A 20180-nucleotide genomic window follows, 5' to 3' on the forward strand; every position below is an offset into this window, starting at 1 on the left:
GCACCCATCGCGAGGACCATGATGAGCACGATGAGCACGACGAATGCGACTACCGGAACCCCCACCATCAAGCGCGGCATGGCCGACATGCTCAAGGGCGGCGTCATCATGGACGTGGTCACCCCGGAGCAGGCCCGCATCGCCCAGGACGCGGGGGCCGTGGCCGTCATGGCCCTGGAGCGCGTCCCCGCCGACATCCGCTCCCAGGGCGGGGTGGCCCGCATGTCCGACCCCGACCTCATCAGCGGCATCATCGATGCGGTTTCCATCCCGGTGATGGCCAAGGCCCGCATCGGCCACTTCGTCGAGGCCCAGGTGCTCCAGTCCCTGGGAGTGGACTACATCGATGAGTCCGAGGTCCTCACCCCGGCGGACTACACCCACCACATCGACAAGCAGGCCTTCACCGTTCCCTTCGTGTGCGGGGCCACCAACCTGGGCGAGGCCCTGCGGCGCATCACCGAGGGCGCGGCCATGATCCGCTCGAAGGGCGAGGCCGGCACGGGGGATGTGTCCAATGCCGTCACCCACATGCGCACCATCCGCGATGAGATCCGCCGGCTGACCTCCCTGCCGGACGACGAGCTCTACGTGGCTGCCAAGGAGCTGGGCGCCCCCTACCCCCTGGTCGCCGAGGTGGCCGCCACCGGGCACCTGCCCGTCGTGCTCTTCACCGCCGGGGGGATCGCCACCCCCGCCGACGCCGCCATGATGATGCAGATGGGCGCCGAGGGCGTCTTCGTGGGCTCGGGCATCTTCAAGTCCGGGGATCCGGCCAAGCGGGCCGCCGCCATCGTGCGCGCCACCGCCCAGTTCGATGACCCCGCGGTCATCGCGGAGGTCTCGCGCGGCCTGGGCGAGGCCATGGTGGGCATCAACGTCGAGGACGTCCCGGCCCCCCACCGCCTGGCCGAGCGCGGCTGGTGAGCCGCCCGCGCGCCGCCCGGCAGGCCCGGCCCCCGGGACCGGGCCACCGGCGCCACCCCGCCGTCCCCGAGGACTGGGCCGAGATCCTCGACCCCGCCGAGTGGCGTCTGGGCCCCGACGGCCTGCCCTTCCGCCGCGCCGCGCGGGTGCTGGCCCTGACCGCCCAGGGCCAGGTGCTCCTCATGGAGGGGCACGACGTCGCCGACCCCGAGCACCGCTGGATCTTCACACCCGGCGGCGGGCTGCGGCCCGGGGAGGAGGCGGCCGCCGGGGCGGTGCGCGAGCTGGCCGAGGAGACCGGGCTGCGGGTCGAGCCCGGTGACTTGGAGGGCCCCATCGCCCAGCGCGACGCCGTCTTCCGCTTCGCCCGGGTGGTGTGCCGCCAGCACGAGAGCCTCTTCCTGCTGCGACTGCCGGCGACCACGGACCTGGATGCGGCGGGGTGGACCGCGCTGGAGCGCGAGGCCGTGGACTCCATGCGCTGGTGGGGCGCGGCGGACCTGGAGCAGGCCAGGCGGCAGGGCCGGGAGATCTACCCCGTGGCCCTGCCCGGGCTGGTGGCCGAGCTGGCCGCCGGCGGCTGGGACGGGCGGCCCCGGGACCTCACCGACCCCGTGGACGCCCGGGACCTGGCCGGCCTGGCAGGCGGGCACGAAGAGACGGCGATGAGATCACGATCAGTCCGCGATGGAGCGATGACGGGAGGGGATGAGGCGTGAGCACCGGCGATCGGCGGCAGGACCGGGGCGTGCGGCCCTCGACACTGGGCGGGCGCACCCCCCGGGCGCTCTTCCCCGCGCCCTCCCGGCTCGATGGGCGGCCGACCGTCGGCGTCCTGGCCCTCCAGGGGGATGTGCGCGAGCACAGCCTGGCCCTGGAGGCCGCCGGCGCCCGCGCGGTGGGCGTGCGCAGCGCCCGGGACCTGGGCTCGGCGCCGGGGGAGCGCCTCGACGGGATCATCATCCCCGGAGGGGAGTCCACGACGATGAGCACGCTGCTGAGCGCCTTCGGGATGCTCCGGCCGCTGCGCGGCCTCATCGCCGCGGGCCTGCCCGCCTACGGCTCCTGCGCCGGCATGATCATGCTGGCGGACCGGGTCGAGGGTGCCGAGGAGGGGCAGGCCTTCCTGGGAGGCATCCGCATGACCGTGCGGCGCAACGCCTTCGGGCGCCAGGTGGACTCCTATGAGGAGGACCTGGTGGCACCGGCCCTGGGGGCCGACGAGGGCCACCCCCTGCGGGCGGTGTTCATCCGGGCCCCCTGGGTGGAGGAGGTCGGTCCCGGCGTCGAGATCCTCGCCACGACCCGCGCGGGGCGGGCGGGGGATGACGCTCCAGGTTCAGGCGGTAGGATCGTGGCGGTTCGTCAGGGCCGGATGCTCGCCACCGCCTTCCACCCGGAGGTCGGCGGGGACCACCGGGTCCATGACATCTTCGTCGGGATGGTCGGCGAGGCGGCGTGCGACCGATGAGCGCCGCGCTGCGGCGACTGCCGGGGCGGACCAGCTGACCAGCACTCATCGCACATACGCAAGGAGAGCACATGTCGGGTCACTCCAAGTGGGCCACCACCAAGCACAAGAAGGCTGCCATCGACGCCAAGCGCGGCAAGCTCTTCGCCCGCCTCATCAAGAACATCGAGGTGGCCGCCCGCACCGGCGGTGGGGACCCCACCGGCAACCCGACCCTCTTCGACGCCATCCAGAAGGCCAAGAAGAACTCGGTCCCGGCCGACAACATCACCCGCGCCGTCAAGCGCGGCAGCGGCGAGGAGGCCGGCGGCGCCGACTGGCAGACCATCATGTACGAGGGCTACGGGCCCGGGGGAGTGGCCTTCCTCGTGGAGTGCCTCACCGATAACCGCAACCGCGCCGCCTCCGATGTGCGCGTGGCCTTCTCCCGCAACGGCGGCAACCTGGCCGACCCCGGCTCGGTGGCCTACAACTTCTCGCGCAAGGGCGTGGTCGAGGTGGCCAAGGCCGAGGGCGTCGACGAGGACTCCATCCTCATGGCCGTCCTGGACGCCGGCGCCGAGGAGGTCGAGGACATGGGCGAGGCCTTCGAGATCTACTCCGAGCCGGGCGACATCGTCGCCGTGCGCACCGCCCTGACCGAGGCCGGGATGGACTACAACTCCGCCGAGGTCCAGTTCGTGGCCGCCACCAGGGTGGAGGTCGACGCCGACGGCGCCCGCAAGGTCTTCCGCCTCATCGATGCCCTGGAGGACTCCGACGACGTCCAGAACGTCTTCACCTCCGTGGACATCTCCCCCCAGGTCGCGGCCGAGCTCGACGCCCACGAGGACTGATCCTCCCGTGCCCGCCACCGGCCCCATGCGCTCCAGGCACGCACTCATCGCCCAGCAGCGGATCCTCGGCATCGATCCGGGACTGACCCGTTGCGGGCTGGGATGCGTGGATATCGACGCGCGCCGCCAGGTGCGGCTGGTCGAGGTCGGCGTGGTGCGCACGCCGCCCTCCCAGAGCCCCGAGCTGCGCCTGCTGACCATCGCCGAGGCCATCGAGGACTGGATCGCCAGGCTCGGACCCACCGTGGTGTCCATCGAGCGGGTCTTCGCCCAGGACAATCTGCGCTCGGTCATCTCCGTGGCCCAGGTCATCGGGGTGGCGATGACCGCCGGCGCCCGCGCCGGCCTGGAGGTGGCCCAGCACACGCCCAGTGAGGCCAAGGCCGCCGTCACCGGCTCCGGTATCGCCGACAAGGCCCAGGTCCAGGCCATGGTCACCCGCATCCTGGGCCTGGAGGCCCCGCCCCGGCCCGCGGACGCCGCCGACGCCCTGGCCCAGGCCATCTGCCACGGCTGGAGGGGCGGGGGCACGGGCAGCGACGACGCCGCCGAGATGGTCTCCGCAGGCGGAGCGGTGCGCGCCTCGGCCCGCACCCCGGCCCAGCGCCAGTGGGCGGCGGCCCAGGCGGCCGCGCGACGCACCGGCGCGGTCGACCCCCGCCGTGCGCGGCGCTGAGGCCCGCGCCTGCTAGGCTCCGAACAACCGTTCGAATCCGTCTCAGCCAGGAGATGCCACCCGCATGATCGCCTCACTGCGCGGCACTGTTCTGGACATCAGCCTCACCAGCGCCGTCATCGAGACCGGCGGCGTGGGGATCAGCGTCCAGGCCACCCCCACCACCCTGTCCCGCCTGCGCGTGGGCCAGGAGGCCTTCCTCCACACCGAGCTCATCGTCCGGGAGGACTCCCTGACCCTCTTCGGCTTCGCCGAGGCCGACGAGCGTGACGTCTTCACCACCCTCATGAGCGCCAAGGGCGTGGGCGCCAAGCTCGCCCTGGCCATGCTGGCCGTCCACACCCCCGACGCGCTGCGCCGCGCGGTGGCGCAGGAGGATGTGGCCGCCCTCAAGCGCGTGCCGGGCCTGGGGCCCAAGGGCGCCCAGCGGATCCTCATCGACCTGGCCGGCCGGCTCGGCCCCGCTCTCGGCTCGCAGCCCGCCCCGAGCTCGGCGGCCGGACCCCAGGCGCAGGCTCCCGCCCGGGACGAGCCCCACCCCGACGTCGTCGCCGCCCTGACCCAGCTGGGCTGGAACGAGTCCAGCGCCCGCCAGGCGGTCACCGCCGTGGCGGCCGACAGCGCGGTGGATGACGCGGCGGATACGGCGGCGCTGCTGCGCGCCTCACTGCGGTGGCTGGGGAGCGCCCGCCGTGGATGACCAGCGCGTCGTCGGCGCCGGGGCGATCGAGGGCGAGACCGCCGCCGAGGCGGCCCTGCGGCCCAAGCGGCTGGAGGACTTCACCGGACAGGAGGTCGTGCGCGGCCAGCTCTCCGTGGTCCTGCGCTCGGCCCTGGCCCGCGGCGTCAGCGCCGATCACGTCCTGCTCTCGGGGCCGCCCGGGCTGGGCAAGACGACGCTGGCGATGATCATCGCCGCCGAGCTCGACGGCTCCCTGCGCCTGACCTCCGGGCCCGCCATCCAGCACGCCGGCGACCTGGCCGCGATCCTGTCCTCCCTGGAGGAGGGCGATGTGCTCTTTATCGATGAGATCCACCGCCTGGCCCGCACCGCGGAGGAGATGCTCTACCTGGCCATGGAGGACTACCGGGTCGACATCGTGGTGGGCAAGGGCCCGGGGGCCACCTCCATCCCCCTGTCCCTGCCGCCCTTCACCGTGGTGGGGGCCACCACCCGCGCCGGGCTGCTGCCCGCCCCCCTGCGCGACCGCTTCGGCTTCACCGGGCACCTCGACTTCTACGGGCCCGCCGATCTCACGCGCATCCTCAGGCGCAGCGCGGGCCTGTTGGGGGTGGCGCTCGAGGAGGGGGCGGCCGCCGAGCTGGCCAGCCGCTCGCGCGGCACGCCCCGGATCGCCAACCGGCTCCTGCGCCGCGTCCAGGACTGGGCCGAGGTCCACGGCAGCCCCGGGCGCCTGGACCTGGAGGCCGCCCGCGCCGCCCTGGAGGTCTTCGAGGTCGACGCCCTGGGCCTGGACCGGCTCGACCGGCAGGTCCTGCTGGCCCTGTGCACGCGCTTCGGCGGGGGACCGGTGGGGCTGACGACACTGGCGGTCAGCGTGGGGGAGGAGCCCGAGACCGTCGAGACCGTGGCCGAGCCCTTCCTCGTGCGCGAGGGCCTGGTCGTGCGCACCCCGCGCGGGCGCTCGGCCACCGTCTCGGCCTACGAGCACCTGGGACTGCCCGCGCCCCCGGAGGGCACGCTGTTCTCCTGAGGGCGGCCGGTGCCACGGCTGCTTCGAGACCGTCTTGTGCCCGACTCCTCGCCAGGGGCTGGACCCCGCCCAGCACCCGTGCCCTAGACTCGCCACCGTCGGCCCGTGCCGGCCACCGCCACCGATGTGAAACGGAGACGCCCCCATGGAACTGCCCATCTTGCTGATTGTCGTGCTCGGAGGGATGTGGTTGATGTCCTTCTTCGCCCGCAAGCAGCAGAGGAGGATGGCGCAGGAGCAGGCCCGCCGCACGGAGGAGGCCATGGTCCCCGGCACCTGGGTGCGCACCACCTCCGGCTTCTACGGCACTGTTGTGGAGGTCGACGGCGACGTCGTCACCCTGGCCACGCCCCTGGGCGATGAGACCCTGTGGGACAAGCGCGCCATTGTCGGGGCCGAGGATCCCCCCTTCGCCTCGGCATCGCAGGCCCGGTCCGAGACCGCCGAGTCTGAGACCGCAGAGTCTGAGACCGCCGAGTCTGAGGCTTCCGAGCTTGAGGGCACCCAGGAGCCGGAGGCCGACGACGAGGATGCGGCTGAGGAGACCGCTGACAAGGCCTGAGCGCCTCACCTGCCCCGGGCTCGATGGCCGGGGCGCAAGCCGAACGTTTCGAGCCTTCTCGCCCAGAGCGCTCGTACCACCTCAGGAAGGGACCACGTGTCCAGCACAACAAAGCGCATGCGCCCGGGGCGTCGCCTCGTGATGCTCCTCCTCATCATGGCCATCGGCCTGGGGGCACTGGTGGCGGGCACCGTCACCCACCGCACCTCCATGGTCCCAGGCCTGGCCCTCGACCTGGAGGGCGGCACGCAGATCATCCTGACCCCCACCACCACCGACGGCTCGGCCATCACCGATGCGGACATGGACCAGGCCATCGATGTCATCCGCCAGCGCGTGGACGCCTCCGGCGTCGCCGAGGCACAGATCTCCCGGCAGGGCGGGCAGAACATCGTCGTCTCCCTGCCCGGCAGGCCCAGCGAGACCACCCTGGAGCTCATCCGCACCTCGGCGGTCATGTACTTCCGCCCCGTGCTGCGCATCGTCGACCCCGCCAGCGCCCTCCAGCAGGCCCAGATCGCCCCTCAGGCCGACCCGGGCGCCGACCCGGGCCAGGGCGCTGCTTCCGAGGAGCCGGAGGAGTCAGCGGCCCCCGCCGATCCGGAGCTGCCCGATCCGGGCGCCGGTGCCAGCGCCGACCCGGCCGTCTTCGTGCCCGAGGGCGGGGCGCGCGCCGTCGACATCGCCACCACCGAGCCCCAGGAGCCGGGCGAGGGGCGGGCCGAGGACCCCCAGGCCGACCCCGAGTCGCAGGCCACCGCCGATCAGGCCGCCCCCCAGGAGGGCGGCGAGAGCCCCGCCCCGGCAGCCCCCACCGCCCCTGCCGAGGGCGCCACGCCCGGGTCCGGCGTCGACCGGGAGCAGATCGCGACCCAGGCCGCCGACGTCAACGGCGATGGGACCATCTCCTCCGACCCGCTGCCGGCCACCTCCCAGGACAACTCCTCCGACCAGTGGCTGACCGAGCAGCTCATCTACGACGCCTACATGACCGACTGCAGCGACCCGGCCAACCTCACCGGGCAGTCCCAGGACCCCTCGGTGGCCGTCATCTCCTGCCCCCGTGAAGGCGGGCCCGGCGCCTACATCCTCGGCCCGGCCGACATCTCGGGAACCGAGCTGTCCAACGCGGTCTCCGGCCTGGAGACCACCGCGCAGGGCGGGACCACCAACAACTGGGTGGTCAACCTGGAGTTCAACTCCGAGGGCACCACGAAGTTCGCCGACCTGTCGGGCCGGCTCCTGGCCTATCGCGATCAGGCCACCACCGCCGCCATGAGCGGAGGCGCCCCTGATGCCAACAGTGCCGCCAAGGCCCAGTTCGCCATCGTCCTGGACGGCCTGACCATCATGGCCTCGGGCTTCAACCCCGAGGTGACCTCGGCGATCACCGACGGCCGGGTCCAGATCAGCGGCCAGTTCGACCAGGCCAGCGCCAACACGCTGGCCAACCAGCTGTCCTTCGGATCCCTGCCGCTGAACTTCACCGTCCAGTCCGAGCAGCAGATCTCGGCGACCCTGGGCACCGAGCAGCTGCGCAACGGCCTCATCGCCGGCCTCATCGGCTTCCTGCTCATCATCATCTACCTCATCTGGCAGTACCGCGGCCTGGCGCTGGTGGCCGTCACCTCCCTCATCGTGGCCGCGGCCATCACCTACCTGACCATCGCCCTGCTGAGCTGGGCCATGGGCTACCGCCTCTCCCTGGCAGGCGTGGCCGGGCTCATCGTGGCCATCGGCATCACCGTGGACTCCTTCATCATCTACTTCGAGAGGATCCGCGACGAGGTCCGCCACGGGCGCACCCTGCGCGCCGCCATCGACGAGGGCTGGACGCACGCCCGGCGCACCATCATCGTCTCCGACATCGTCAACATCGTGGCGGCCGTCGTCCTGTACTTCCTCGCGGTCGGCGGCGTGCAGGGCTTCGCCTTCACCCTGGGGGTGACCACCGTGGTGGACCTGGCCGTCGTCGTGCTCTTCACCCACCCCTTCATGGAGTGGCTCCAGCGCTTCCGCTTCTACTCCGAGGGCCACCGCCTCTCCGGCATGGACCCCGAGCACCTGGGCGCCACCTCCGGATCCACCTACGGCAGGGCCCGCGAGGCCCTGGCCGAGGGCCTGACCACCTCCCTGGCGCGGCGCAAGGCGGCCAAGCGCAGGGCCGCCCGCGACGGCGAGGCCGCCGCCTCATCGACCACCAGTGGAAAGGACGGTGAGGCCAAGTGACCTCCCTCGCCTCCATCGGCAACGACCTCTACGCCGGGCGGACCTCCATCCCCTTCATCGGCAAGCGGAGGCTGTGGTACTCCATCGCCCTGCTCATCGTCGCGGCCTGCGCGCTGCTCCTGGGCACGGTGGGCCTCAACCCCGGCATCGACTTCAAGGGCGGCTCCGAGGTCTCCGTCACCGGTCTGAGCTCGCCGTCGGTGGGCCCGGCCAACAAGGTCCTGGAGGCCTCGGACCTGCACACCGGCGCCTCGGTGACCACCATGGGCACCTCCGGGGTGCGGGTGCAGACCAGGGCCCTGGACAAGCCCCGGCTCGACGCCCTGTCGACCGACCTGGCCGAGGCCTACTCGGTCCAGCCCGAGGCCATCACCGCCACGACCGTGGGCCCCACCTGGTCGGCCGACGTCACCGCCAAGGCGGTGCGGGGCCTGGCGATCTTCCTGGCCCTCGTGGGCGTGCTCATCTGGGCCTACTTCCGCACCTGGAAGATGGCGGTGGCCGCCCTGCTGGCCCTGTGCCATGACATCGTCATCACCGTGGGCATCTACGCCCTGTCCGGATTCGAGGTCACCCCGGCCACCATCATCGGCGTGCTCACCATCCTGGGCTACTCCCTGTACGACACCGTCGTGGTCTTCGACAAGGTCCGCGAGAACACCGAGGGATTCGAGTCCCAGAGCCGCTCGACCTACGCCGAGCTGGCCAACCTCGCCATCAACCAGACGCTCGTGCGCTCCATCAACACCTCCGTGGTCGGCGTCCTGCCGGTGGCCTCGCTGCTGGTGGTCGGCGCCTTCCTCCTGGGCGCCGGGACCCTGCGCGACATCGCCCTGACCATGTTCATCGGCATGATCGCCGGCACCCTGTCCTCCGTGCTCCTGGCCACCCCGCTGCTGGTGGACCTGCGCTCGCGCGAGAAGACGATCACCGAGCAGGCCGAGCGCGTGGCCAAGGCCCGCCGCCAGCGCGTGGAGGAGGCCGGCGACGACGAGGAGGCCCTGGAGGCCCTGGCCGCCGCACCGGCCGCATCCCCCCTGGTACCAGGACACCACCTGGGCGTGACCGCCCAGCCCAAGAGGAAGAGGAAGCGCTCATGACATCAGCGACCACGGCCGGCCACAGCGAGACGATCTGCGAGGACCTCACCCGCCTGGTCCTGGACAACCTGCGGGAGATCCCTGACTTCCCCGAGCCCGGGGTGCTCTTCCGGGACATCACCCCCCTGCTGGCCAACGGCCCGGCCTTCGTCTCGCTCGTCGACGGCCTGGCCGACCACTACCGGGGCCGCATCGACGCCGTCGCCGGCCTGGAGTCGCGCGGCTTCATCTTGGCCGCCCCGCTGGCCGTGCGCCTGGGCATCGGCATGCTCACCGTGCGCAAGAGCGGCAAGCTGCCCGGCCCGGTCATCGGCGTGGACTACGACCTGGAGTACGGCAGCGCCCGCATGGAGCTGCGCCCCGAGACCGTCCAGCCCGGCTCGCGCGTCCTGGTCATCGACGACGTCCTGGCCACCGGCGGCACCGCCGCGGCCTCCATCAGCCTCATCGAGCAGGCCGGCGCCCGGGTCGAGGCGATCTGCATGCTCCTGGAGCTGCGCGACCTGGGAGGACGCGCCAGGCTGGAGGGCCGCGAGGTCGACTCGGTGGTCATCTTCTAGGCCCACGCGCCCCGCCACCACGACCGGAGCGACCACCCGGACACGGCCGCCACCAGCCGCCCAGTGAGCGGCCAGCGCCCCAGCGCGGATATGATGCGGCAATGACGGATACTAAGAGCGAGCCGGTCGCGGCGGGAGACAGTGTTGTTCCCGGCTCCCGCGTGCGCAGCCGTCTGGCCTGGTTCGGCGCCCGCGGGCACGCCACCCCGGCGGCCATCGAGCCGCTCCTGCGCGCGGTGCGGGCCAACCACCCCAAGGCCGACACCAGCCTCATCGTGCGCGCCTACGAGGTGGCGGAGAAGGCCCACTCGGGCCAGCGCCGCAAATCCGGGGAGCCCTACATCACCCACCCCGTGGCCGTGGCCACCATCCTCGCCGAGCTGGGGATGACCCCCCAGACCCTGGCGGCGGCCGTCCTGCACGACACGGTGGAGGACACCGACTACAGCCTCGAGCGCCTGCGTGCCGACTTCGGCGACGAGATCGCCCTGCTCGTGGACGGCGTCACCAAGCTCGACAAGCTCCAGTACGGTGACGCCGCCCAGGCCGAGACGGTGCGCAAGATGATCATCGCCATGTCCCGGGACATCCGGGTGCTGGTCATCAAGCTGGGCGACCGCCTCCACAACGCCCGGACCTGGAAGTACGTCTCGGCCGAGAGCGCCGCCCGCAAGGCCAAGGAGACCCTGGAGATCTACGCCCCCCTGGCACACCGGCTGGGCATGAACACCATCAAGTGGGAGCTGGAGGACCGCTCCTTCAAGGCCCTCTACCCGGGGGTCTACGAGGAGATCGAGCACATGGTGGCCGAGCGGGCCCCGGCCCGTGAGGAGTACCTGCGCCAGGTGCGCCTCCAGATCGAGGAGGACCTGCGGGTCAACAGGATCAAGGGCGTGGTCACCGGGCGCCCCAAGCACTACTACTCGATCTACCAGAAGATGATCGTGCGGGGCAAGGACTTCGACGACATCTACGACCTGGTGGCGGTGCGGGTCATCGTGGACTCCATCCAGGACTGCTACGCCGTCCTGGGCGCGCTGCACTCGCGCTGGACGCCGATGAGCGGCCGCTTCAAGGACTACATCGCGGTGCCCAAGTTCAACCTCTACCAGTCCCTGCACACCACGGTGGTGGGCCCGGGCGGCAACCCCGTGGAGATTCAGATCCGCACCCACGAGATGCACCGCATGGCGGAGTACGGCGTGGCCGCCCACTGGAAGTACAAGGAGAATCCCAACGCCTCGGGCCCCAGCCCCAGGAGCGGCCCGCCCGGGGACGGCGACCAAGGCGAGATGGGCTGGCTGCGCCAGCTCCTGGACTGGCAGAAGGAGACCCAGGACCCGGCCGAGTTCCTGGAGGCGCTGCGCTACGAGATGGCCGGCACCCAGGTCTACGTCTTCACCCCCAAGGGGGATGTGCGCTCTCTGCCCTCAGGAGCCACACCCGTGGACTTCGCCTACTCGGTGCACACCGAGGTCGGCCACCGCACCGTGGGCGCCCGGGTCAACGGCCGCCTGGTGCCCCTGGACACGCGCCTGGAGAACGGCGACACCGTGGAGGTCTTCACCTCCAAGGCCGTCAACGCCGGGCCCTCCAGGGACTGGCTGAGCTTCGTGGGCTCGACCCGCGCCCGCAACAAGATCCGCTCCTGGTTCTCCAAGGAGCGGCGCGAGGAGGCCATCGAGGAGGGCAAGGGCGCCATCGCCCGGGCGATGCGCAAGCAGAACCTGCCCATCCAGCGGCTGATGAACCACGACTCGCTCATGGACGTGGCCAAGACCCTGGACAAGGGGGACATCGAAGGCCTCTACGCCGCGGTGGGCGAGGGGCACATCTCCGCCCAGCACGTCGTGGACACCCTGGTCTCAGCCATGGGCGGGGAGGCCGGCGCCGAGGAGACCCTGGCCGAGGGCGTACTGCCCACCCGCGCGGCAGCGCACCGGCGCCCCCGCACGGCCGATGCCGGGGTGGTGGTGGCCGGCATGGATGAGGGGGACGTCTACGTCAAGCTCGCCCGCTGCTGCACCCCGATGCCCGGGGATCCGATCGTCGGCTTCATCACTCGCGGCTCGGGCGTCTCGGTGCACCGCGCCGACTGCCAGAACGTCGAGCAGCTCGAGCGCGAGCCCGAGCGGATCGTGGGGGTCAGCTGGGCCCAGCAGGCCCACTCCGCCTACCTGGTCCAGCTCGAGGTCGAGGCGCTGGACCGCGGCGGGCTCCTGGCCGACATCACCCGGGCCCTGGCCGATGCGCATGTCAACCTCGTCAGCGCCAACATCGCCACCAGCAGGGACCGGGTGGCCAAGGGCCGCTTCGTCGTCGAACTGGCCGAGGCCGGGCACCTCGACCACATGCTCTCAGCCCTGCGCCGCATCGACGGCGTCTTCGATGCCCGCCGCACCCTGTCCTCCACGAGGCGGATCGGCGGCTGATTCCTGCGAGGCCGGCAGCAGGGACTCGATGATCCCGGCGGCGCGCGGGCGCCCCGCGGCGGCCCCGCCCCGGCAGTGGGTCAGTGCCAGGAACAGGGCGACCCGGCTGACTCCCGCGCCCCGGGCCATCGCGATGGCCGCCACGGCCTCGCCGGCGGGGGCGGTGCGCGCGACATCGACGGCGGCCCGGGCCAGAGTGGCGCAGCGCTGGCCCGCCACCGTGACGATATCCATGCGCGGCAGGTGGGCGCGGTGGATCTGGTGCCTCCTCCACCGGGCCCGGTCCTTCTCATCGACGCTGACCACCAGGCTGCGCGGCGGCGGGCCGCCGGCGTGCACCCACAGGGCATTGGCGCCCAGCAGGATGCAGTCGGTGAGCAGGAAGGGCGCCAGGGCCGCCACGCGCCCGGCCGGGGTGCGCAGCGTGTCGACGGGGTAGAGGCGGCTCAGGACGGGCACGAGGATCCGCTCATCGAGGCCGGGGCAGCGCAGCAGGCGCAGCTCGTCGTCCTCAGGCGCCTCCAGGATGGGGACCAGGGGCTCGGGCTCCAGGTGGGCCAGGGCGGCATGACCGGGGACGCAGAGGGCCTGGACCCCCAGCCGTCCACGGCGCGCCGGGGGGCTCGCGGGCGGCGGCGGGGCAGGGGGAGCCGGCGGGGACGCGGGTGAGGAGGCCATGCCCCATGGTGCGCCCGGCCGCTCCAGGGCGCAGCGCGAGCAGGAGGCCTGTGGAAAACCGCTCGGGGCGGCCTGCTTGACCCTCACGCAGCGTCAGGCGCGAGGGTGGAGGGGTGCGAGATGCTCTGCTCATGAAGGACGACAACCACCGCCCTCAGGACGGCGGCGCCGGCGCCTGGGAGGACAGCGCGGGCATGACCGTGGGTGCGGCCGCCGGCCTGCTGGGGATCAGTGTGCGCACCCTGCACCACTGGGACGCCATCGGCCTGGTCAAGCCCTCGGGGCGCAGCCTGTCGGGCTACCGCCTCTACTCCCAGGACGACGTCTCCCGTCTCCAGCGGGCCCTGGTCTACCGGGCCACGGGGATGCCCCTGGCCCGGGTCAAGGAGGCCCTCGACGAGACCGGGATGGATGCCCGAGCCCACCTGGCTCGCCAGCGCGAGCTGCTGGAGGAGCGCATCGCACGGCTGGCGCGGATGGTCCGCGCCGTGGACACCATGATGGAGGCCATGATGGAGCGTGAGGACACCGGGATGGCACTGACCGTCCAGGAGCAGGCGGAGATCTGGGGAGACGACTGGGATCCGGCCTACGCCGAGGAGGCCGAGCAGCGCTGGGGCGAGACCGAGGACTGGGCCGAGTCGGCCCGCCGCCAGGCGCGCATGTCCAAGGCCGACTGGATGGAGGCCCATGAGGCCACAGAGAGCCTGGAGGCGGGCCTGGCCGAGGCCTTCGTCCGGGGCGTCACCCCGGGAAGCGCACAGGCCAATGCGCTGGCCGAGCGCCACCGCGCCGAGCTCAATCGCTGGTTCGAGGTCACCGTGGCCAAGCAGGTGATCATCGCCCGCGGATATGTGGGCGATGAGCGCTTCGCCCGGCACTACGATCGGCGCGCCGAGGGCCTGGCGGCCTGGCTCAAGGAGATCATCGACGCCAACGCCCTCGCCCAGGGGGTGGATCCCGCGGCCGCCCAGTGGGGCTGAGCCGCCAGCCCCCTCGATCTCGTACCCCGGCCCTCGATCCCGTGGGTCGAGGGCCGGGATCGAGGGCCGGGGTACGGCACCGGCACGGCCTTCCCCCGGTGCCGGGGCCGGTCAGGCCTTGGCGGAGCGGCGCACCTGGTCGAGCCAGGCGCGGCGGGCCGTCAGGGCCGCCTCGGCCTCGGCGACCTTCTTGGCATCGCCGGAGGCCCTGGCGGCGTCGAGCTCCTTCTCCAGGGAGGCGATGGCGTCCTCCAGCTGACCGGCGAGCCCCTCGGCACGGGCCTTGGTCTCGGGGTCGGTGCGGCGCCACTCGGCGTTCTCGGCCTCGCGGATGGCGTCCTCGACGGCGCGCATGCGCCCCTCGATGCGGCGCAGGGCTGAGCGGGGCACGCGGCCGGCCTCCTCCCAGGCGTCCTGGATGGGGCGCAGGGCCTTCTTGGCGGCCTTGATGTCCTTGATCGGCAGGAGCGCCTCGGCCTTGGCCACCAGGGCCTCCTTGACCTTGAGGTTCTCGGCGAACTCGGCGTCGACGGCCTCATCCTTGGCGCGGCGCGCGTCGAAGAAGACCTGCTGGGCGGCGCGGAATCGGGCCCACAGGGCGTCGTCCTCCTTGCGGGAGGCGCGCCCGGCCTTCTTCCACTCGGCCATGAGGTCGCGGTACTTCGCCGAGGTCCCGGCCCAGTCGGTGGAGTGCTGGAGCTCCTCGGCCCGCTTGATGAGGGCCTCCTTGGCGGCCTTGACCTTGGACTGCTTGGCATCCAGCTCGCTGAAGAACTGGCGGCGGTGGCGGTCGAAGGTGGTGCGGGCGTGGGAGAAGCGCTTCCACAGGCCGTCCTCGGAGCTGCGGTCCAGGCGCGGCCCGCGGCGCTGGGCCTCCTTCCAGGTCTCCAGCAGCTCGCGCAGCTCGGCACCGGAGTTCTTCCACTGGGTGCGGGCGGGGTCCTGGGCGGCGATGGCCTCGGCCCGCTCCACGATCGCGGTGCGGTCCTTGAGGGCCTGCTCCTTGGCGGCGGCCCGCTCGGCGGCCACGGCGGTGCGCCGCTCGGCGGCCACTGTGCGCAGGGCGGCGAAGCGGGCGCGCAGGCCCTCCAGGTCGCCCACGGCGGCGGGCTGGGCCAGGGACTCCTCAATGGACTTCAGGGTGGAGTCGATCTCGCGCACGCTCAGGTGGGGCAGGCGGGTGGCGAACAGGTCGATGGTGGCCTTGAGGTCCAGGTAGCGGCGCACGTAGAAGGCCATGGCCTCGGCCACGGGGGCATCCGGGAACTGGCCGACCTCGCGCTCGGCGCCGCCGTCCTGCACGAAGACCCGGCCCTCGCCGTCCACGCGCCCCCACTTGGCGGCGTCCATGGCCTCCTGGGGGTCGACGGGCGGCTCCGCCGGGGCTGCGGGGGCCGAGGGCGCCGCGGCCCCCGGTGCGGGGACCTCACCGGGGGCGGGGGTCGGGGCAGGGCCGCCCTCCTCGGGGGAGGCGGTCTCCTCGGCAGCGCCCTGGTCGGCCTGCTGCTCGGAGTCCTCCGGCTGGGTGGCCGCCGGCGTCTGCGCGGGCTCCGGCCTCTCGGTGGGCTCCGGTGCGCCGGGAGCCCCGTCCTGGGCGGGCTCGGCGGCAGCGGTGATCGCCGGGTCGTCCTGGGACTGGCCGCTGGGGGACTCGGGCGCCTGGGACTCAGGCTCGGAACCGGACTCGGCCTCGGTGGTCGCCGCCGGCTGCTCCCGCGGCTCAGCCGTGGGGGTGGTCACGGGGGCGCTGGCCCCGCTGGTGCTGGGGGCGTCGTCGACGGCGGGGTCCTGCGCCTGCGCGGTGGACGCGGCAGTGGGGTTCAGCTCGCTGGTGGGCTGGTTCTGCTCGGTCACGGGGATGCTCCTTCATGTTGTGACGGGGTTGGGAGCGGTGCTCCACTTCCGTGCGCGCCCGGCATCGCCGGGTGGTGTACGTGCCGCCGGAGGGCGGCAGTGCCCCGGATTCTACGTGCTCACGCCGCGGCAGTCAGGCCTCGATCCGAGCCCCCATCCGCATGGGCTCCGATCGCGGCCCGGCGGCTACCGGCTGAGGCGTGCAGGTTGGGCGTCACTTCGCGACAGGCGCGACACTTGGCGGAAAGGGCGACACCTACAGGGTACGTCCATTCCGCGAAGCGACGCCCGATCCGCCAACCGACGCCCTACTGCGCGTCCTGGGCCTCGGCGTCCTCGGACTCCAGCGCCAGGACCGGGCGCAACGGCACCAGGGAGTGCCACCTGGCGGGCAGCCGGTCGTAGTGGGCGAGGAACAGGTCGGTGACCTCGGCGCCGCCCAGGAGCCGCAGGCCGGGGTTCTCGGCCTCCAGGGCCGCCGCCTGACTCGTCCAGGAGCCCAGGGTGACCAGGAACCCGCGCTCGCCCGCGACCATGGCACCCAGGAGCGCCTGGGCCTCGGGGCGGCCGGCGGAGATATTCGTGTGCAGGCAGCGGACCTTGGTCGCCGGCCCCTCCAGCCCCAGGGCGTCGCGGTGCGCCAGGAGGTCCACCGCGCCCTCGCCCGGGCGGTAGCAGGGGCGGGTGTGGTAGCCCATGGCCTGCAGGAGGTCGGCGATGAGAGCGGTGAATTCCGAGCGGCTGATGCCGTGCACGAGCCGCTCGGCGATGACGTCGAGGGTGCGCTGCTCGATGCACTCGGCGTCGGGGAAGGGGCTGCGCGTCTCCTGGGCGTCCCAGGCGGAGTCCTGGCCCTGGTCGGCACTCGACTCCTGGGCCGCGCGGCGCTGGGCGACGAAGGCCTCCTGGGTGGGGGCCGACAGGAAGGCCTCGATCTCCGGGGCGCTCAGCGTGACCTGGAAGAAGGTGGAGCGCGCGTCGATCTCGTCGAGCAGGTCGCGGGAGAAGACGGAGCGGGCCACACCCGTGCGCCGCCAGCGCACCGCCACCCGGTGCCGGTGCTCGGGGGCCTCGGACTCGTAGTAGTAAGGGCCGGCCACGCGGCCGAAGCTCAGGGTGCGGGTGGTGGGGTCGGGGGCGATGACGACGTCGCCCGGCGCCATGGCGTGCACGAAGCAGTAGAGCTGGTCGGCCCGGTCGGTGACCACCGCGGGCCGGGCCTGCGGGTAGGCCTGGGTGACGGCCTCGGCGAAGGCCTCGGGGGAGGCCTCGCAGGTCTGCAGGTCGGGGGTCGAGTCGAAGCCCACCGAGACGAAGCCCGTGCTGCCATCGCCCAGCAGCTCGCCGTGCGGAATCGTGGTGTTGTGGATGCCCCAGATGCTCATGCCTCTTCTTCCTGCCTTGTCGGGAAAGGAGAATCTACCGCCTCATCCTTGTCTGATCGCCACGACCTACCGCATCACGGATGTGTCACGGAGCACCCTGCTCGTCGATTATGACGGGCCCGCAGGTGCTCCCCACGGCGCCCTGCGGCAGGGGCCCGTGGCCCGGTGCAGTACTATGCGGCCATGATCGCGTGATCCGCTCCCAGCCCCCATGCCCCTGCGTCGAGCGCCGGTACTCCGGCGCGCGAGGATCACGATGCCACCGATCACCCTGGACTCCGTCTCCTTCAGCCACAGCGCTGAGCCCCTCCTGGTCGACATCACCGCCACGATCACCGATGGCGAGAGGGTCTGCCTGGTGGGCCCCAACGGCTCGGGCAAGTCCACCCTCCTGGACCTCATCACTGGGCGCCTGAGCGGGCACAGCGGCACCATCACGGCACCGGGCGCCTGTACCTCACCGAGCCCGGAGGGCCGGCCCGCCGGCACCGTGGCCTCCTTCCTGCACGAGGCGACGCGCGAGGCCCACGAGATCACCGCCCTCCTGGAGGAGCTCGCCCAGGCGATGGCCCAGGCCGGGCGGCAGGACCGGGTGGACCCGGCGGACCTGGCGGCACGCTACGACGCCGCCCTGGCCCGTGCGACAGCGCTGGAGGCCTGGTCCCTGGAGGCGCGCACCGCCCAGGTGCTCGACGGCCTGGGGCTGGGCCACCTGGAGGGGGACCGGCAACTGGCGTCACTCTCACCGGGGCAGCTCCGTCGCCTGGCCCTGGGCGCCACCCTCCTGGCCAGGCCCGAGGCACTGGTCCTCGATGAGCCCACCAATCACCTCGACGAGGAGGCCTCACGCTTCCTCGGCGAGGTCCTACGCTCCTGGCAGGGCCCGGTGCTCTTCGCCAGCCATGACCGAGCCTTCATCGACGAGACCGCCACGGCCCTGCTCGACCTGGACACCGAGGCCTGGCGCGCCCTCCACACGGCGCAGGGGCAGCAGGACCTCCACGGCGCCTACCGGTGCTCGGGGCGCTACAGCACCTACCTGAAGGACAAGGCCCGTGCCCGGGCCGCCCACGCGCGGATCCACGCCGACCAGCAGCACCTCAAGGCCGCCCTGGTGGAGCACCGGCGCCGCTCCGAGCATGTCGGGCACCGGGGAGCCCCCGCCCGCACCGAGGCCCGGATGGCCAGGAAATTCTACGCCGATCGGACCCAGAAGGCCGCCACCCGCCGTCGATCCGAGGACGATGAGCGCCTGGCCGCCCTGGCCCGACATGAGGTCCGCAGGCCCCGGAGCTACGCCCTGGACCTGGGGCTGGCGCCCCTGCCACCGGCCGCCGAGCATGGCGCGCTGGCCATCGCACTGCGGCAGGCGGCCGTGCCCGGAAGATTGGCCCCCGTCACACTCGACCTGGCCGCGGGAGAGCACCTGCTGGTCACCGGCGCCAACGGCTCGGGCAAGTCCACCCTCCTGCGGTGGCTGGCCACGGGCGCCCCGCCCACGGCGCAGTCCTCGGGCAGTGCGATCACCGCCTCACCCGCCCACCTCGTCCCCCAGGACCTGCCGCAGCCCGGGCACACGGGCATCGATGAGGCCACCTGGAGCGGGGGCGTGGGGGAATGCGGCCGGGGCGTGCTCCACCCCCGGCTGTGGACCACGCCCATCGGCGAGCTCTCCGCGGGCAACCAGCGGCGCGCCCAGTTCGCCCTGGCAGCCGGCGCCGCGCCCGCGATCCTGCTCATCGACGAGCCCACCAACTACCTGGACCTGGACACCCTGGAGGCGCTGGAGAAGGCTCTGAGGCCCTGGAACGGCACCCTGGTGGTGGCCAGTCACGACCGCTGGCTCATCGAGCACTGGTGGGGCCGGCGCCTCCGTCTGGAGAGCGCGGGCACGTAGTCTGGGCGGCATGATCATCGAGCGCACGATCGCCCCCGTCTTCGCCGCCAACTGCTACGTGCTGGCCCCCGGCCCGGGCGCCCCCGCCCTGGTGGTGGACCCCGGGGCTGGTGCCGTGCCCGGCATCCTGGCGCTCCTGCGCTCCCACCGCCTGACCCTGGGCGCCATCCTGCTCACCCACGGGCACGCCGACCACGTGTGGGACTGCCAGCGGCTCATCGCCGCCGCCCACGCCGAGGGCCTGCTGTGCGCCGAGGACGCCGTCGATGTCCCCGTCCACATCCCCGCCCCCGACCTCTACCGCCTGGAGGACCCCGATGCCACCACCGGCATCAGCGTCGAGGGCCTGGGCTTCGCCGATCTGGCCGGCACCCCCTGGCTGGCCCCCCAGGACATCCGGGCCTTCCCCGCCGAGGGCTTCTCCCGAACCGTGGAGCTCGTGCCCTCCATCGCCGTGCAGGCCGTGGCCGCGCCCGGGCACTCCGAGGGCTCCAGCCTGTTCCTGCTCAACGCCACTCTGGCCGAGAGCGCCCTGCTCCACGAGGCCGAGGTGCCCGAGCTCATGGAGGCCGACCCCTCCACCCTCGATGAGCCCCGCGACTACCTCGTGGCCCTCGACGGCGACGTCATCTTCAAGGGAGCGGTGGGCCGCACCGACCTGCCCGGCGGCGACCAGGTCCAGATGCTGGGGACCCTGCGCTTCCTGGCCACCGCCCTGTCCCCGCAGACGGTGCTCCTGCCGGGCCACGGAGCCGCCACCACCATGGCCCACGAGCACCACGCCAACCCCTACCTGGCCGAGGCCAAGGTCCGCGGGGGCGACCTCAAGGCCTGAGGCCGGCCGCTACCGCGCTCCGCGGCTCGCCGTGTCGTGC

General features: G+C 72.7%; 18 protein-coding genes. 15 read left to right on the forward strand and 3 right to left on the reverse strand.

Annotated features, from left to right (window positions below):
- Window positions 1–21: 21 nt before the first annotated feature.
- The 12 genes from pdxS (at window position 22) to MANAM107_RS11685 (ending at window position 12508) form a co-directional block, all read left to right on the forward strand.
- Window positions 22–927 carry a pyridoxal 5'-phosphate synthase lyase subunit PdxS gene (pdxS, locus tag MANAM107_RS11630; protein WP_223908665.1) on the forward strand — a complete coding sequence of 302 codons (906 nt, stop codon included), beginning with the start codon at window positions 22–24 and terminating at the stop codon, window positions 925–927.
- Entirely contained in the window at window positions 924–1646 is a 723-nt protein-coding gene (locus MANAM107_RS11635; protein WP_223908672.1) for an NUDIX hydrolase, read from the forward strand. Before pdxS ends, MANAM107_RS11635 begins: the two co-directional genes overlap by 4 nt.
- Window positions 1647–1690: 44 nt before the next feature.
- On the forward strand, window positions 1691–2398 hold the full coding sequence (gene pdxT, locus MANAM107_RS11640; RefSeq protein ID WP_308443661.1) for a pyridoxal 5'-phosphate synthase glutaminase subunit PdxT: 708 nt from the start codon (window positions 1691–1693) through the stop codon (window positions 2396–2398).
- Between the two features lie 71 nt (window positions 2399–2469).
- Complete coding sequence (locus MANAM107_RS11645; RefSeq protein WP_179899349.1) at window positions 2470–3234, forward strand: YebC/PmpR family DNA-binding transcriptional regulator; 765 nt, start codon at window positions 2470–2472, stop codon at window positions 3232–3234.
- A gap of 25 nt (window positions 3235–3259) precedes the next feature.
- Window positions 3260–3910, forward strand: coding sequence for a crossover junction endodeoxyribonuclease RuvC (gene ruvC, locus MANAM107_RS11650; RefSeq protein ID WP_223913152.1), 651 nt, complete (start codon window positions 3260–3262; stop codon window positions 3908–3910).
- 64 nt (window positions 3911–3974) lie between these two features.
- Window positions 3975–4610 (forward strand): Holliday junction branch migration protein RuvA, encoded by a 636-nt coding sequence (gene ruvA / locus MANAM107_RS11655; protein ID WP_223908674.1) that lies wholly within the window; start codon window positions 3975–3977, stop codon window positions 4608–4610.
- Window positions 4603–5625: a Holliday junction branch migration DNA helicase RuvB gene (ruvB, locus tag MANAM107_RS11660; RefSeq protein WP_223908683.1), complete on the forward strand. Its 1023-nt coding sequence runs from the start codon at window positions 4603–4605 to the stop codon at window positions 5623–5625. The genes ruvA and ruvB overlap by 8 nt, the downstream gene beginning before the upstream one ends.
- A 145-nt stretch (window positions 5626–5770) precedes the next feature.
- Window positions 5771–6187 (forward strand): preprotein translocase subunit YajC, encoded by a 417-nt coding sequence (locus tag MANAM107_RS11665; RefSeq protein WP_223908689.1) that lies wholly within the window; start codon window positions 5771–5773, stop codon window positions 6185–6187.
- A gap of 141 nt (window positions 6188–6328) precedes the next feature.
- The gene (gene secD / locus MANAM107_RS11670) at window positions 6329–8416 is read left to right on the forward strand and encodes a protein translocase subunit SecD (RefSeq protein WP_223913156.1); all 2088 of its coding nucleotides are present in this window, start codon (window positions 6329–6331) and stop codon (window positions 8414–8416) included.
- Window positions 8413–9516, forward strand: a complete 1104-nt coding sequence (secF, locus tag MANAM107_RS11675; RefSeq protein WP_223908691.1) for a protein translocase subunit SecF — start codon at window positions 8413–8415, stop codon at window positions 9514–9516. The genes secD and secF overlap by 4 nt, the downstream gene beginning before the upstream one ends.
- Window positions 9513–10076, forward strand: a complete 564-nt coding sequence (locus tag MANAM107_RS11680; protein WP_223908702.1) for an adenine phosphoribosyltransferase — start codon at window positions 9513–9515, stop codon at window positions 10074–10076. Before secF ends, MANAM107_RS11680 begins: the two co-directional genes overlap by 4 nt.
- A 101-nt stretch (window positions 10077–10177) precedes the next feature.
- Window positions 10178–12508 carry a RelA/SpoT family protein gene (locus MANAM107_RS11685; protein WP_223908705.1) on the forward strand — a complete coding sequence of 777 codons (2331 nt, stop codon included), beginning with the start codon at window positions 10178–10180 and terminating at the stop codon, window positions 12506–12508.
- On the opposite strand, the gene MANAM107_RS11690 is transcribed toward MANAM107_RS11685, so the two are convergent.
- Window positions 12434–13186 (reverse strand): hypothetical protein, encoded by a 753-nt coding sequence (locus MANAM107_RS11690; protein ID WP_223908708.1) that lies wholly within the window; start codon window positions 13184–13186, stop codon window positions 12434–12436. The two genes, MANAM107_RS11685 and MANAM107_RS11690, sit on opposite strands and share 75 nt — an antisense overlap.
- Before the next feature lie 131 nt (window positions 13187–13317).
- Between MANAM107_RS11690 and MANAM107_RS11695 the strand changes: the two genes are divergently transcribed.
- Window positions 13318–14169: a MerR family transcriptional regulator gene (locus MANAM107_RS11695; RefSeq protein WP_223908716.1), complete on the forward strand. Its 852-nt coding sequence runs from the start codon at window positions 13318–13320 to the stop codon at window positions 14167–14169.
- A 111-nt stretch (window positions 14170–14280) separates the two neighbouring features.
- Here MANAM107_RS11695 and MANAM107_RS11700 read toward each other — a convergent pair whose 3' ends face one another.
- Window positions 14281–16023: a DUF349 domain-containing protein gene (locus MANAM107_RS11700; protein ID WP_223908718.1), complete on the reverse strand. Its 1743-nt coding sequence runs from the start codon at window positions 16021–16023 to the stop codon at window positions 14281–14283.
- 308 nt (window positions 16024–16331) lie between these two features.
- On the reverse strand, window positions 16332–17408 hold the full coding sequence (locus MANAM107_RS11705) for a restriction endonuclease (RefSeq protein WP_223908736.1): 1077 nt from the start codon (window positions 17406–17408) through the stop codon (window positions 16332–16334).
- Window positions 17409–17664: 256 nt separating this feature from the next.
- Here MANAM107_RS11705 and MANAM107_RS11710 point away from each other — a divergent pair, with 256 nt between their 5' ends.
- Window positions 17665–19305 carry an ATP-binding cassette domain-containing protein gene (locus MANAM107_RS11710; RefSeq protein ID WP_223908739.1) on the forward strand — a complete coding sequence of 547 codons (1641 nt, stop codon included), beginning with the start codon at window positions 17665–17667 and terminating at the stop codon, window positions 19303–19305.
- A gap of 10 nt (window positions 19306–19315) precedes the next feature.
- Window positions 19316–20140 (forward strand): MBL fold metallo-hydrolase, encoded by an 825-nt coding sequence (locus MANAM107_RS11715; protein WP_223908743.1) that lies wholly within the window; start codon window positions 19316–19318, stop codon window positions 20138–20140.
- The last annotated feature ends 40 nt before the right edge of the window (window positions 20141–20180 follow it).

Source organism: Actinomyces capricornis, from assembly GCF_019974135.1.
Taxonomy (GTDB): domain Bacteria; phylum Actinomycetota; class Actinomycetes; order Actinomycetales; family Actinomycetaceae; genus Actinomyces; species Actinomyces capricornis.